General features: G+C 69.8%; 6 protein-coding genes. 4 read left to right on the top strand and 2 right to left on the bottom strand.

Translation table 11 applies throughout. The features are described 5' to 3' along the window. Positions 1–35: 35 nt before the first annotated feature. Positions 36–695, top strand: a complete 660-nt coding sequence (locus tag ABZU25_RS15200) for a response regulator transcription factor (protein ID WP_355029934.1) — start codon at positions 36–38, stop codon at positions 693–695. 331 nt (positions 696–1,026) lie between these two features. Here ABZU25_RS15200 and ABZU25_RS15195 read toward each other — a convergent pair whose 3' ends face one another. Both ABZU25_RS15195 and hppD read right to left on the bottom strand, forming a co-directional pair. Further along, on the bottom strand, positions 1,027–2,166 hold the full coding sequence (locus tag ABZU25_RS15195) for an alpha-hydroxy acid oxidase (protein WP_355029933.1): 1,140 nt from the start codon (positions 2,164–2,166) through the stop codon (positions 1,027–1,029). Next, a complete protein-coding gene (gene hppD / locus ABZU25_RS15190; RefSeq protein ID WP_355029932.1) occupies positions 2,163–3,233 on the bottom strand; it encodes a 4-hydroxyphenylpyruvate dioxygenase in 1,071 nt (356 codons plus the stop codon). Before hppD ends, ABZU25_RS15195 begins: the two co-directional genes overlap by 4 nt. Before the next feature lie 327 nt (positions 3,234–3,560). Here hppD and ABZU25_RS15185 point away from each other — a divergent pair, with 327 nt between their 5' ends. The 3 genes from ABZU25_RS15185 to ABZU25_RS15175 form a co-directional block, all read left to right on the top strand. Beyond that, positions 3,561–5,318 carry a fatty acyl-AMP ligase gene (locus ABZU25_RS15185; protein ID WP_355029931.1) on the top strand — a complete coding sequence of 586 codons (1,758 nt, stop codon included), beginning with the start codon at positions 3,561–3,563 and terminating at the stop codon, positions 5,316–5,318. A gap of 50 nt (positions 5,319–5,368) precedes the next feature. Then, the gene (locus tag ABZU25_RS15180; RefSeq protein ID WP_355029930.1) at positions 5,369–5,653 is read left to right on the top strand and encodes an acyl carrier protein; all 285 of its coding nucleotides are present in this window, start codon (positions 5,369–5,371) and stop codon (positions 5,651–5,653) included. Between the two features lie 92 nt (positions 5,654–5,745). After that, on the top strand, positions 5,746–15,584 hold a 9,839-nt coding region (locus ABZU25_RS15175; protein WP_355029929.1), incomplete at its 3' end, for an amino acid adenylation domain-containing protein.

Below are 15,584 nucleotides of genomic sequence, written 5' to 3'. Positions count from 1 at the left end.
GTGGTGGATCCTCGGGAGACGAGCGAGGAGCCCCTGTGATCACCGTCCTGCTGGCCGACGACGAGTTGATGGTCCGGTCCGGCGTCAAAGCGATCCTGTCCACGCAGGACGACATCGAGGTCGTGGCCGAGGCGCAGAACGGGCAGGACGCCGTTGAGCTGGCCCGTCTCCACCGGCCCACGGTGGCCCTGCTGGACATCCGGATGCCCTATCTCGACGGGCTGGCCGCGGCTGCCCTGCTGCGTGACGAAGTGCCGGAGACGACTGTGGGCCTGCTGACCACGTTCTCCGAGGACGACCTCGTCGCCCGGGCGTTGGACGAGGGTGTCGCGGGCTTCCTCCTCAAGGCCGCCGACCCTCGTGACCTCATCGCCGGCGTCCGCGCGCTGGCCAAGGGTCAGACGCACCTCGCCCCGAAGGTCGTGGAACGGCTGATCAGCGAGGTCGCGGGCGGGCGGATGGCCCGCGGGATCGCCGCCCGCGAACGGATCAGCAACCTCACCCAGCGCGAGGCCCAGGTCCTCACCCTGCTCGTCAAGGGGTTGTCCAACAGCGAGATCGCCGAACGGATCCGGCTCGCCGAAGGCACTGTCAAGACCTACGTCAGCACGATCCTGCTCCGCCTGAACGCCAAGAACCGCGTGCAGGCGGCGATCCTCGCCTACGAGGCGGGGTTGGTCGGCGACGAGGACTGAGCCGGGCAGGCCCGGGGCACGGCCGTGGGTGGATCAGCGGGACAGCTCGTCGGCGAGGAGACCGTCGCGCCCGGCACCGCACACCCGTTGGTCCGCCACCACGTACCCGACCCGGGCACCAGGGAACGCGGACTTGGCAAAGGACCCGAAGTAGACGACCCACCAGCAGCGCCCGCGACGTCGAAGTGCTCGTCGTACGGCCGGCCCGGGCCGAACGAGACAGCCGCCGGGTATCGCGAGGTGATCTCGTTGAGGAACGTCATAGTGTCCAGCAGCGGATCGACGACGCTGGCGTGCAGCGATCCGGTCGGCAGCACGTGCGGGCCCGACGTCATGTCGTCTCCTTCGATCGCGCCGCCCGGTGGTCGTCCCATCCGAAACCGACGGCCCGGCCGGTGCTGACCGCCGTGGCGTCGATCCGGTCCACCGCCGCCCGACCGGTGAGCAGCATCGTCTCGGCCAGTTCCTCGACGAGCAGCGACAGGACGCACCGGACGCCGGCGGCACCCGAGACCGCGAGCCCGTACATCGCCGGCCGGCCCACGAAGACCGCCGTGGCGCCGAGGGCGAGCGCGGCGAAGACATCCGCGCCGCGGCGAACGCCGCCGTCGAGGAAGACCGGGCACCGGCCGTCCACAGCGGCGGCCACCTCCGGAAGCACCTCCAGCGTCGAGGGCACACCGTCGAGCTGCCGCCCGCCGTGGTTGGAGACCAGCACACCGTCAGCGCCGGCCGCTACCGCCGCTGCCGCGTCCTCGGCCGTCAGCAGACCCTTGACCAGCACCGGCAGGCCGGAGACGGCGCGCAGCCGGTCGACCACCGACCAGTCCAGCCGCTTGTCGAACGCCTGTCGGCTGTGCTCGGCGGGATGGTGCGTGCCGCCGTTCGCCTGGGCGTCGAGGTTCACCGGGCGGATGTGCGACGGCACCCGGAACGCGTTGCGCAGGTCCCGCAGTCTCCGGCCGAGCCGTGGCGTGTCGACGGTGAGCACCAGGGCGCGGTAACCCGCGGCCGCCGCCCGGCGGGCCAACGCCTCGGTGACCGGCCAGTCCCGGAAGACGTAGAGCTGCAACATCAGCGGTGCGGACGCCTCCGCCGCGATTCGCTCCAGCGTCTGGCTGGCGAACGTGCTCACCACGACCGGAAGTCCCAGCTCACCCGCCGCCTTGGCCACGCCCGTCTCACCCTCGGGATGAGCCAGTTCGTGGTAGGCGAGCGGCGCGACGCCGATCGGCGCGTTCCACGTATCGCCGAGGACCCGGACCGTGAGGTCGGGTTCCTCGACACCGGCCAGTACGCGGGTGCGCAGCCGAACCGTGTCGAACACGGCGCGGTTGGCCGCGACCGTACGCTCGTCACCCGCGCCGCCCGCGATGAAGTCCCAGACGTCCGCCGGCAGAGTGCGCCGCGCCCGGTCCGCGTAGTCGGCGAGCGACAGCGGTCCGGCCTCACCACCGCCGCCGTCGGTCATCGCGCGGCGGCCTGCTGACTGCGTTCCACGGCCTCGTAGAGCGCCTTGATGTTCGCGCTGCCGAATCCCCGGGCGCCGTCGCGCTGGATCAGCTCGTAGAACAGGGTGCGACCGCGGTGTGGGGCCCGGGTGAACAGCTGGAGCAGGTATCCCCAGGAGTCCCGGTCGACCAGAACGTTGGTCCTGCGCAGGTCGTTGATCCGGTCCCCCATCGCACCCACGCGGTGTTCGAGCATGTCGTAGTACGTCTCCGGGGTGCTGAGGAAGTCGACGCCCCGGGACTGCAACGCGCCGACCCTGGTGACGATGTCCTCGACCAGGAACGCCAGGTGCTGCACGCCGGCGCCCCCGTGCGCCGTCAGGAACTGGTCGATCTGGCCGGGACGCCGGGTGGGATCGGGCTCGATCAGGGTCAGCGTGATGCCGCCGGTCTCGTTGCGCACCACTATCGAATCCATCGCCTGATCGCCGACCTGGATGAACTCGGAGGAGTAGTACGGCGTACCGAACGCCGCGTCGTAGAACGCCACCGTCTTGCGCAGGCTACCGGCCGGCAGGCACACCGCGACGTGGTCGAGGGCGAGCAGGTCGCGGGGTACGAGTTCGGCGTCCGGCAGCGGCGACCACCGCCGGTCCGGGGGCATGATGCCGGCCGGGTCGGTGGCGGCCACGAGCGTGTGCCGCAGCTCGCCGAAGCCGGAGACGACCGCGTACGCGGCCGGGTCGTCGGTCGTGCTCGACGGACGTGGTGGCACCAGGGCGGCGGCCCCGGCCCGGGTCGCCCGCTCGAAGTCGGACTGCACGTCGTCGCTGGCCAGCGCCAGATCGGCGATGGAGTCGCCGTGCCGCTCGACGTAGGCGGCGACGGGGCCGTCCGGATCCAGCCCGACCGTGACGAGCATGGTGACGGCGCCGTTGCGCAGCATCGTGGATCGCCGGTCGGGCGTGCCGGTCTCCGGACCCGCGACCGCGACGGGCACGAGCCCCAAGCAGGAGGAAAGATAGTCGACAGCCTCGGCCTGATCAGCGACGAAAAGCTCGGCATAGGCGATGGCTTGTGGTGACATGACTGCTCCAGACGGATCAGTTCGGAGAACAAGAAAGAGCGGTCGGCCCATTCGCCACGACAGATTGCGGCGAGCAACGGAAACAATCTTAGAGCATCGGTATATAAACCCAATATCACCTGCGTATTGCGCCTCTGACCTGCGGTTATATCCGCATTGACGGTCCGCCGAAGCTGCTGATACGTTGGCTTTCGGCGCGCACCGAAGGCAAATTTGCGTCAATGCGGTAAACGGCGGAGCAACAGCAGGACGAGGGCACCCTTTCGGACCGGCGGCTGGTTCCGCAGTCGTTCGGACGTCGGTTCGTCCGCTGAGATGGGGAGTGCCGTGCGCAATGTGAAGGACGCCGCGAACATGACGTCGGTCCTGGCCGAACTGGCGCGGACCACCCCGGACCGGGACTCGGTCGTCTACGTCGACGACCCGGGTAACGACGTCGACGTGCGGCATCCCCGGCTGTCCTACGCCGAGCTGGACGCGGCCGCGCGCCAGCTCGCCGCCCGGATCCAGGAGCACCTCGCGCCCGGTGACCGCGCACTGCTGCTGTACCCCTCGGGCCTGGCCTTTCCGGTGGCGTTCTTCGCGTGCCTCTACGCCGGTGTGATCGCCGTGCCCGCACCAGTGCCGGGCCGATACCGGCACGAGCGTCTGAGACTCGCGGGGGTGGCCCGCAACGCCGGCGCGCGGGTGGTGCTGACCGATGCGGAGAGTCGAGAGCAGGTCGAGCAGTGGCTGGACGCCGAGGACCTGACCGAGCTGACGGTGCTGGAAACGGGTGCCGCCGCCGATCCTCAGCCGGACCTCGACGACGCCTGGCCAGTGGCGACGCACCGGACGCCGGCCATGTTGCAGTACACCTCCGGATCGACCGCCGACCCGAAGGGCGTGCGGATCAGCCACGGAAACCTGCTGTGCAACGTGGACACCATCGCGCGGACGTTCCCGGTGCACGAGGGCCGGCGGTACGCGGGTTGGATCCCGCTCTTCCACGACATGGGGCTGGTCGGCCTCATGCTGACCGGCATCCTCACCGGACGGTCGGTCGTCCTGCTGCCACCCGCGGGTTTCCTCCGCCGACCACAGCTGTGGCTGCGCACCATCAGCCGATACGACGTGGGTGCCACGGCCGCCCCCGACTTCGCGTACGACCTCTGCGTCCGACGGATCAAAGACGACCAGCTCGACGGCGTGGACCTGTCCTGCTGGCAGTACGCGATCAACGGTTCCGAACCGGTACGGGCCGCCACCCTTCGTGCGTTCAACTCCCGCTTCGCGGGCGTCGGGCTGTCCCCGCACACCATCGTGCCGTGCTTCGGCATGGCCGAGGCGACCCTGCTGGTGTCCGGCACCCCACACCGGCCGGTACGAACCGTGCACGCGGACGCGGCCGCACTCGAGCGGCACGAGTTCGCGCCGGCCGGGGGCGACGCGGTCCGGGAACTGGTGAGCTGCGGCGCGCCGCTCGACATCGACGTCCGCATCGTGGATCCGACCACCCACACCGTGCTGCCCGAGGGCAGGATCGGCGAGCTGTGGCTCAGCGGCGACACTGTCGCCCAGGGGTACTGGAACAACGAGACGGCCACCGCACGGGCCTTCGGCGCGGCGCTCGACGGCACGACGCGGCGCTACCTGCGCACCGGCGACCTCGGCTTCCTGCTCGACGGCGAGCTGTACGTCACCGGGCGGATCAAGGACGTCCTGGTCATCAAGGGCCGGAACCTCTACCCGCAGGACCTGGAACAGACGCTCCGCGCCGAGCACAGCGAGCTGAGCGGGTCGGTCGGTGCCGCGTTCCTGGTTCCGGCAACGAACGGGGCCGACGCCGAGGACGAGTTGGTGGTCGCGCACGAGGTGCGGGGGCGGCTCGACGGCGAGCGCCTCAGCTCGCTGGCAGTCCACATCCGGCAGACCGTGGCCCGTGAGTTCGGGCTGTCGGTGGCGCACGTGGCGCTGCTTCGTCCGGGCGGCGTCTCCCGCACCACCAGCGGAAAGATCCAGCGCTCCGCAGTGCGGCAACACTTTCTCGACGGCGAGTTGTCACCGATCTTCGCCAACCGCGTGGGCGCGGGGTGGCCCGCCTGAGCAGGTGTACCGCCTCACCACCGGAGCCGATCGTCACCCAGGAGGAAGAATTGTCATCCGATACCGCCCTACCCGATACCGCCGCCGTCATCGAGTGGCTCCGGGAGCGGCTCGCCGCACCGCTGCGCATGCGTCCGGAGCAGATCAACCCCTCGACACCCTTCGCCGAGTACGGTCTCGACTCGATCGGGGCGATGAGCGTCAGCGTCGAGGTCGAGGACCACTTCGGTGTGGTCCTGGAGGCGAGCGACCTGTGGGACAACCCGACGGTGGCCTCCCTGGGCGCGCTGGTGTCCCAACGGCTCAGCACCGGGACGGGCTCGCTGGCCGGCTGACCGACGGAACGTGATCTGCGTGCCGCCCGGCGGCACGCACCTTTTCGCATGTCCACCCGCACGGTGACGGCCGCACGATTGCGAGGATTCAGGTGACTCACGGGGGCGCCGGTCGGCGCGCACTGTCCGCTGCACAACTGGGGGTATGGCTCGCACAGCAGCTGGACCCCGGGAGCAACCGGCACACCGTCGGGGTACGGCTCGACATCGAGGGCGCGGTGGATCCACAGACGTTCGTCGCGGCCACCCGTCTGGTGATCGACGAGACCGAGGCGCTGCGCGTCCGTTTCGCTGTCGACGACACGGGTCCGTACCAGATCCTGGGGCACGACGACGAGCACGAGGTGCGGCTCGTCGACGTCAGCGGCCGGCCCGATCCCCGCGCGGCGGCCGAGGCGTGGATGCGGCAGGACCTGACCGCGCCGGTGGATCTCGGCGCGCCGGGAACCATCACCCACGCGCTCTTCCACATCGGGCCGGACGTGCAGAGCTACTACCTGCGCTATCACCACGCGATGCTGGACGGCTACGGGCTGTCGCTCTACCTGCGTCGGCTGGCCGAGGTGTATACGGCTCTGACCGAGGGGCGGGAGTGTCCGCCCCGGACGTTCGGCACGCTGGCCGACCTGGTGGACGACGACACGACGTACCGGGCCTCCGCCCGGTACGCCGAGGACCGTGACCACTGGTTGCGGACGTTCGCGGAGCCCCCGGAGTCGACCCGGCTGTCCGGGCGGGCGGCGGAGGCGATGCCGTCGGCGCCGCTGCGACGCAGCGCCCCGCTGGGCGATGCGCGGACTGCGGCGCTGGTCTCCGTCGCGCAGAGGCTCAGCCTGCCCTGGTCGGTCGTCGCGGTGGCCGCGGCGGCGGGATACCTGCACCGGATGACGTCGCTTGCCGAGGTGACCCTCGGGCTACCGGTGGCAGCGCGAATCGGGCGTACGGCGCTTACCACTCCCGGCATGCTCGCCAACGAGCTGCCGCTACGGATAGCGGTCGATGGCCACGAGACGTTCGCCTCGCTCACCGCCCGTACTGCGGCCAACCTCCGGGACACGTTGCGGCACCAGCGGTACCGCGGCGAGGACCTGCACCGGGAGATGGGCCTGTCGGGGAGCGAGGACACCTTCGTCGGCCCGATGATCGACGTCATCGCACACGACACGATCCTGTCGTTCGCCGGTATCCGGGCGACGACCCGGCAGCTGACCTCCGGCCGGGTCCGGGACTTCGTCTTCAACCTGTACGGCACGCCGCGCTCCGGCGTCCGGCTGGGCGTCGAGGCCAATCCCAGCCGGTACGGCGAGGACGACGTCGTCACCCAGCGGGACCGGTTCCTGCGGTTCCTGGACGGGGTGACCGCCGACCCGAACCGTCCCGTCAGCGAGGTCGATCTGTTCGGCACCGGTGAACGGCGGCGGCTGCTCGTCGAGTGGAACGACTCCGGCCGGGAGCCACCCATGGCGTCGCTTGTCGAGCGGCTTGTGGAACGGGCCCGGCAGTGCCCGGACACGCCAGCGGTGTCCGATGGCGTCACCACGCTGTCGTACCGGGAACTGGACGAACGGTCCAACCGGCTGGCCCGGCTGCTCATGGCGCATGGGGTGGCACCGGAGCGATACGTCGCGCTCGCCCTGCCGCGTACCCCGGACCTGGTCGTGGGGATCCTTTCGGTGCTCAAGGCCGGCGGCGCGTTCGTCCCGCTCGACCTGGCTCATCCCACCGCGCGCACCAGTTACATGCTGCAACAGTCCGGTCCGTCGCTCGTACTTACCGACCAGGCGTCCGCCTCCCGGCTTCCGGACAGCGACGCGACACCGCTGGTGCTGGACTCGCCCGACGTCCTCGTGGCCCTCACGGAGCTGCCTGGCGCCGACCTCGCACCGGGCGAGACGGCCAGTCCCGTGCTGGGCCAACACGCGGCCTACACGATGTACACGTCCGGATCGACCGGCCGCCCCAAGGGTGTGGTGGTCTCACGGGACAACCTGCTGCTGTCGCTGCGCGCGATGGAGGAGTGGTGCACGCCCGAAGCGGGCGACGTCCTGCTCTCCGTCACCACCATCGGGTTCGACCCCGCCCTCGTGGACATCCTCGTGCCACTGCTGCGCGGCGCGACGCTCGTGCTCGCCGCCAGCGACACCGCCCAGGACCCGGCCGCGGTGCGAGATCTGATCAAACGAACCGGCGCGAGCTGGATGTACGCGACTCCCAGCCTGTGGCGGAACCTGGTCTCGACGACCACCACCGGACTCGGGGACCTGAACGTCCTCATCGGCGGGGAGGCGCTCACCCCCACCCTGGCGCGTGCGCTGCTCGGCGCCTGCCGCTCGGTGACAAACATCTACGGACCCACCGAGACGACGATCTGGTCGACGGCCGCCCCGATCGACGAGCGCGCGGCGGACGATCCGTCGATCGGTCGACCGATCGCGGACACCCTCGTGTACGTGCTCGACCGGGCGCTGCGCCTCGTGCCGCCCGGGGTGCCCGGAGAGTTGTACATCGCCGGAGTGCAGTTGGCCCGCGGCTACCACCGGCGGACGGATCTGACCGCCGAGCGGTTCGTGGCCGATCCGTATGGCTCCCCGGGGAGCCGGATGTACCGCACGGGTGACCTGGGCCAGTGGAACCCCGACGGGCAGTTGCAGTACCTGGGTCGCACCGACGATCAGGTGAAGCTGCGGGGCCATCGCATCGAGCTGAGCGAGATCGACGCGGCGATCACCTCACATCCGGTGGTTGCCCAGTGCGCCCTGCTGCTGCGCGAGGATCAGCCGGGTGATCAGCGTCTGGTGGCGTACCTGACGATTCGGCCCGATGCGGTGTTCGACGTCGAGGAGTTGCGCCGATATCTGGCCACCACGCTGCCCGCCTACATGATCCCGTCGGCGTTCGTGCAGTTGGAACGGCTGCCGCTGAATCCGAACGGCAAGTTGGATCGGCGGGCTCTGCCGGTGCCGGTGTACGGCACTGTGGTGGGTCGGGTGCCGCGCTCGCCGCAGGAGCAGGTGTTGTGTGACCTGTTCGCTGACGTGTTGGGGGTGCGGCACGTCGGTATCGATGACGGGTTCTTCGATTTGGGTGGGCACTCGCTGTTGGCCACCCGGTTGGTGAGTCGGATCCGCGCGACTCTTGAGGTGGAGTTGCCGATCCGGCAGGTGTTCGAAACTCCTACGGTCGCGGCGCTCGCGGCGGTCCTGGACACCGCCGTGCGAGCACGTCCGCCGGTGACTCCGGTGGTTCCGCGTCCGGAGCGTGTGCCGTTGTCTGCGGCGCAGCAGCGTTTGTGGTTCCTGCATCAGTTGCAGGGGCCGAACGCGATGTACAACATTCCGGGCGCGCTGCGTCTGCGGGGTTCGTTGGATATCGCCGCGTTGAGCGAGGCTCTGCGTGATGTGTGTGCTCGTCACGAGGCGTTGCGCACGATCATTGTCGAGGACGATTCCGGCGCCCGACAGGTGGTGTTGCCGGCGGGTGATGCCGATGTCGGGCCGCAGGTGATTGATTGTCCTGGGCCGCAGGTGGACCGCACGTTGGCCGATCTGGCCGCGCGGCCGTTCGACCTCGCCACCGAGTTGCCGCTGCGGACCACTCTGCTGCGGGTGGCTGAGGATGATCACATCCTGCTGATCCTGTTGCATCACATCGCTGGTGATGCCTGGTCCATGCAGCCGCTGGCCACCGATCTGGCCGCCGCTTACACCGCCCGCATCGACCGGCAGGAACCCGACTGGGCGCCGCTGCCCGTTCAGTACGCGGACTACACCCTGTGGCAGCAGGATCTGCTAGCCGACACTGACGAGCAGCAGCTCGGCTACTGGAGCGCGACTCTCGCGGGTCTGCCCGAGTACCTGGCCCTGCCCACCGACCGGCCCCGGCCCGCGACGGCCGGTGGTGCCGGCGACCGGGTCACCTTCACCATCCCCACCGACCTGCACCAGGCCATCACTGCTGTGGCCCGCGGCCACAACGTCACCCCGTTCATGGTCGTCCAGGCCGCCCTCGCGGCGCTGCTCACTCGCCTCGGTGCGGGCACCGACATTCCCATCGGCACCCCGATCGCCGGACGCACCGACGACGCCCTCACCTCTCTCATCGGGTTCTTCGTCAACACCCTCGTGCTGCGCACCAACACCGACGGCAACCCGAGCTTCGCTGACCTTCTGCACCGCGTCCGGGACACGAACCTCAGTGCCTACGCGCACCAGGATCTGCCCTTCGAACGTCTCGTCGAGCACCTCAACCCGACCCGCAGCCTCGCCCACCACCCCCTCTTCCAGGTGTTGCTGACTCTCAACACCACGCAGCAGGGTGCGCTCGACACCGCCGCGACGATGCCGGGTCTCGACGTGGGTATCCACCCCACCCACACCGGTGCGGTGAAGGTCGACCTCACCATCGACCTCACCGAAACCCCGCACGGCCTCGACACCACAATCGAGTACCGCACCGACCTGTTCGACCCCGAAACGATCACCGCGTTGGGCCGTCGGCTCACCCGGATCCTGCAGACCGTCACGGCCAACCCTGAGCGGTCGATCACCGATCTTGACGTCCTCGACCCGGTTGAGCGGGAGTTGTTGCACCGGTGGAACGACACCGCTCACCCGGTGCCGGCTGATGTGCTGCCGCGGCTGATCGAGGCGCAGGCCACCCGGACCCCTGAGCAGGTGGCGGCGGTCGACAGGCACCGCAGCCTGACCTACGCCGAGTTGGACACCGAGGCGAACCGGCTCGCGCACACCCTCATCACCCACGGTGCCGGACCTGAGCGGTTCGTCGCCGTCGCCCTGCCCCGTAGCACCCACCTGCTCGTCGCTCTCGTCGCCGTGCTCAAGACCGGTGCCGCTTACCTGCCCATCGACCCGGATCACCCCGACGAGCGCATCCACGCCACCCTCGCTGATGCCCTCCCGGCGGCGCTGGTCACCGAGCGGAGTCTGGACACCGGGGTCCCGGTGGTGTCCGCCGCACCCGAGCAACACCGTGGCCAAGCCGGGCACCGTCCCGACAGACAACTGACGCCGCAGCATCCGGCTTACATGATCTACACCTCCGGGTCGACCGGCCGGCCCAAGGGTGTTGTCGTCACCCATGAGGCCATCACCAACCGGCTGCACTGGATGCAACACACCTACCGCCTCGACACCACCGACCGGGTGTTGCAGAAAACCCCGGCGACGTTCGACGTTTCGGTGTGGGAGTTCTTCTGGCCGCTGATCACCGGCGCGGCCTGCGTCCTGGCTGACCCCGACGCGCACCGCGATCCCACCTACCTGCACCACACCATCGAGGCGCAGCACATCACCGTGGCGCATTTCGTGCCCTCGATGCTGCAAACCTTCCTCGACGACACCACCACCACCGACACCATGCATCCGCGGTTGCGTCACCTGTTCGCCAGCGGCGAAGCCCTGCCCACGCACCTCGCCCACCACACCCACCGCGCGCTGCCGCACACCACCCTGCACAACCTTTACGGACCCACCGAAGCCGCCGTCGACGTCACCCACCACAGCACCACCGACGACCCCACCACCCCCATCGGGCAACCCGTCTGGAACACCCACCTGCACGTCCTCGACCCCACCCTGCGGCCCGTCCCACCCGGCGTCACCGGCGAGCTCTACATCAGCGGAACCCAACTCGCCCGCGGCTACCACCACCGCACCGACCTCACCGCCCAACGATTCGTCGCCAACCCCCACGGCCAACCCGGCCAACGCATGTACCGCACCGGCGACCTCGCCCGCTGGAACCACCACGGACACCTCGAATACCACGGCCGCACCGACCACCAAATCAAACTCCGCGGCCACCGCATCGAACTCGGCGAAATCGAAAACACCCTCGCCCAACACCCCAGCATCAGCGCCAACTGCGTCATCCTCCGCGAGGACCAGCCCGGGAACCCGCGCCTGGTGGCCTACCTGACGGTCCAACCCGGCGCCACCGTCGACACCGACGAACTGCGCCGGCACCTGGCCACCACGCTGCCCGCCTACATGCTGCCCTCGGCGTTCGTCCAGCTCGAGCACCTACCCACCACCACCAACGGCAAGCTCGACCGCCGCGCACTGCCCGCACCGGAGTACCACAGCACCGGACGCTCTCCCCGTACCCCGCAGGAGAAGACTCTCTGCGACCTGTACGCCGACGTTCTCGGCATCGAGCAGGTCAGCATCGACGACGGCTTCTTCGACCTCGGTGGCGACAGCATCCTGTCGATGCGACTGGTCAGCCGGGCACGAGTCGCCGGGCTCGTCATCTCCGTGCGTGACGTCTTCGAGCATCCGGCCGTCGCGGACCTGGCCGACGTCGCCGCGACCGCGTCCTGGGTGGCTCCGGCCGCAGCGGACACCGCGACCGGCACGGCGGTGCCGACGCCACTGATGGCGGACCTGCTGCGCCGCGGCGGCCCCGTGCAGGGCTTCCACCAGTCGGTGGTGCTCCAGGTTCCGGCGGGTGTGGACGGCGACCTCCTGACCGAAGCGGTCCAACGGGTCCTGGACCGGCACGACGCCCTGCGGCTGACGGTCACCGGCGACGTGTTGCACATCCCCGAGCCCGGTGTCGTGGCGGCCACCGACGTGATGGTCCGGGTGGACGCCACCGGCCTCGACGACGCCCAGGTCCAGACGGCGTGCGGTAGGCACGCCGCTGAGGCCCGCGACCTGCTCGACCCGGCCCGCGGTCACATGCTGCGCCTCGCGTGGCTCGATCGTGGGCCCCGACTTCCGGGCCGGCTCGTCCTCGTCGCGAATCACCTCAGCGTGGACACCGTCTCGTGGGGGATCATCGTCGCCGACCTGGCCACCGCGTACCGGGACCCGCAGGTTGCGCTGCCGTCGGCCAGCACGTCGTGGCGCTACTGGAGCGGCGCACTGGCCCAGCACGCGACGACCCCGGCCGCGCTGGACGACGTGTCGGCATGGCAGCGGGTGACCGGCGACGGCACCGGAGACGAGGGTCCGACCCTGGATCCAACAGTGGACACCTGGGCGACCGGTGCGCGGGTCAACGTCGACCTGGAGCCGGAGACCACCCAGGCGCTGCTGACGTGGGTTCCCACTGTCTATCGGGCGACCGTCAACGACCTGCTGCTGACCGCTTTTGCGGCCGCGGTGCAGTCTCGACGAGGCGATGCCGGGGCCGTGCTCGTCGACGTCGAGAGCCACGGAAGGCACGATCACGTCCTCGGCGGGAGCGGGCTCGACCTGACCCGTACCGTCGGCTGGTTCACCAGCATGCATCCGGTACGGCTGGCACCGAAGGTCGACGACTGGGCGGACCTGTTCCGTGGTGGGCCGGCCGCTGGCCGGGCGTTGAGGAACGTGAAGCAGCACCTTCGCACCGTTCCGTCCGAGGGGCTCACGTTCGGCCTGCTCCGTCTCGGCGGTCTGCTCCGCGAACACGCCCCCGGGTACGCGTTCAACTACCTGGGCCGGATCGTCACCGGCTCCGGCGACTGGACAGTGGTGGACGGTGATGTCGCCGAGGCGCCGCCGGAGCTGCCACTGGCGCATGCGCTGACGCTCGACGCGGCCGCCCACGAGACGGCCGACGGCCCTCGACTGCACGCGGTGTGGACCTACGCCACGCGTCTGCTCGGGGAGGCCGAGACGCGGGAGTTGGCCGAGGACTGGCTGCGCTGCCTCCGGGGGCTGGTCGCGTACGCCCGACAGCCCGGCGCCACCGCGCTCATCCCGGCAGACCTCACCCTGAGCGACCTCCACCAGGACGAGGTCGACGAGTTTGAGGCAGCGGCGGCAGGGCTGTCCGACGTGCTGCCGCTGTCGCCTCTGCAGGAGGGATTCCTCTTCCTGCGGGAATACGACGACAAGGCGCTCGACATCTACGTCGGTCAGCTGGCGTTCGACCTTTCGGGCCCGTGTGAGCCGGACCGACTGCACGCCGCGGCGCGGGCGCTGGTGGACCGGCACGACAACCTGCGTGCCGCGTTCCGGCGGCGGCGCACCGGTGAGTGGGTACAGCTCGTTCCTGGCCGGGTCGATGTGCCGTGGCGGTACGCGGACCTGACCGGCGTACCGTTCGACGACCGCGAGGCACGTGCGGAGGCAATCGCCGACGATGACCGGTGGCGCGGCTTCGAGCTGGACAGGCCGCCGCTGCTGCGGTTCACGGTGCTCCGCCTCGGTGCGGACCGCCACCGGCTGATCATGACAAACCATCACATCCTGCTCGACGGTTGGTCGTTGCCGATCCTCTTCCGCGAGTTGCTGGCGTTGTACGCCGCGGGTGGTGACCCGACCGCGCTGCCCCGGGTCCGCCCCTACCGCGACCACCTGCGGTGGCTGCGCACGCAGAACCGGGAGGAAGCCCGCCGGGCCTGGACGGATCACCTGGCCGGGCTCCGGACACCGACGGTGTTCGCGGCCACTCCGCCCGCACTGACCGAACCGCCACGGCGGCTTCCGTTCACCCTGAGCGCCGCAACCACCGCTGCGTTGACCGACCAAGCTCGGACGCTCGGCCTGACCCTGAACACCGTCGTCCAGGTGGCCTGGGCCCTGACGCTCGCGCACCACACCAACACGACGGACGTCACGTTCGGCGTGACCGTCGCGGGCCGACCGCCGGAGCTGAGCGGCGTCGAGAACATGGTGGGCCTGTTCATCAACACGCAGCCGGTCCGCGTCGAACTCGACCCCGGGGAGAGCATCGCCGCGCTCATGCACCGGGTGCAGCGGACGCGGAGCGGGCTGCTCGCGCACCAGTGGACGGGCCTGGCCGACATCCAGAGCTGGGTCGGCGTCCCGCGCCTGTTCGACACGGCCATGGTCTTCGAGAACTATCCGTTCGACAGCGAGCAGATGACCTCGATGCTCGGCGCCACCGGCCTCACGGTCGCCGAGGTGCGGGCCGTGGACAGCACCGACTTCACGCTGAACCTGGTCGCGCACACCCGAGACGGCGTGCTGGACCTGCGGCTCGACTACCGGCCGGACGTGTGCGACGAGCAGTTCGCCACCGCCGTGCAGGAGACGTTCGTGCGGGTGTTGGGTGTGGTGGCGGTTGATCCGGGTCGGTTGTTGAGTCGGGTGGACGTGTTGTCCGTCGCCGAGCGTGAGCGGGTTCTGGACTGGTCGACTGGTGCTCGGGGTGAGCAGTCGTCGGGGTGTCTGCCGGGGATGTTCGAGGCGCAGGCCGCTGCCACTCCCGGAGCTGTCGCTCTGGTCGAGGACACCAAACAGGTCACGTACGCGCAGTTGAACGCGGCGGCGAACCGACTCGCCCGGGTCCTGATCGCCCGTGGCGCAGGTCCGGAGAGCACTGTCGCGGTGAGCATGCCTCGGGGTATCGACCTGATCACCGCCATGCTCGCCGCCGTGAAGGCCGGGGCCGCGTATCTGCCCATCGACCCGGACCATCCCGCCGACCGGGTTCAGCACATGCTCACCGACGCCGCACCCGTGCTGCACCTGAGCACCCTCGACGAGTTCCCCGCCAACGATCAGCCCGCGCACAACATCGGCGACGCCGACCGCCGCGCACCCCTGAACCCGCAGCATCCCGTGTACCTGATCTACACCTCCGGCTCGACCGGGGCGCCCAAGGGCGCGATCATCGAACACCGGGCGTTGGGCACCTACCTGCGTCGAGCCCGCACCGCCTACCCCGACGCCGCCGGTAGCAGCCTCCTGCACTCACCGATCGCGTTCGACCTGACCGGCACCGCACTGTGGACCCCCCTGATCAGCGGCGGACGAGTGCACCTGGCCAGCCTCGAAGAACACGCCGCCCACGGGCAACGCCCGACCTTCATGAAGGTCACCCCGTCACACCTACCGATGCTCGACACCCTCCCCGAACGGGTCTCACCCACCGGCACCCTCATCCTCGGCGGCGAACAACTCCACGCCGACGCCCTGAACACCTGGCGTGCCACCCACCCCGACACCACCAT

The sequence above is a fragment of the Micromonospora sp. NPDC005215 genome (genome assembly GCF_040607915.1).
GTDB lineage: Bacteria > Actinomycetota > Actinomycetes > Mycobacteriales > Micromonosporaceae > Micromonospora.
This window is presented reverse-complemented; position numbering and strand designations above follow the sequence as displayed.

What these genes read in the sequence shown, in the direction of transcription:
- ABZU25_RS15195 (WP_355029933.1), bottom strand. Translation starts at nt 2,166, where the DNA reads ATGACCGACGGCGGCGGTGGTGAGGCCGGACCGCTGTCGCTCGCCGAC.
- hppD (WP_355029932.1), bottom strand. Translation starts at nt 3,233, where the DNA reads ATGTCACCACAAGCCATCGCCTATGCCGAGCTTTTCGTCGCTGATCAG.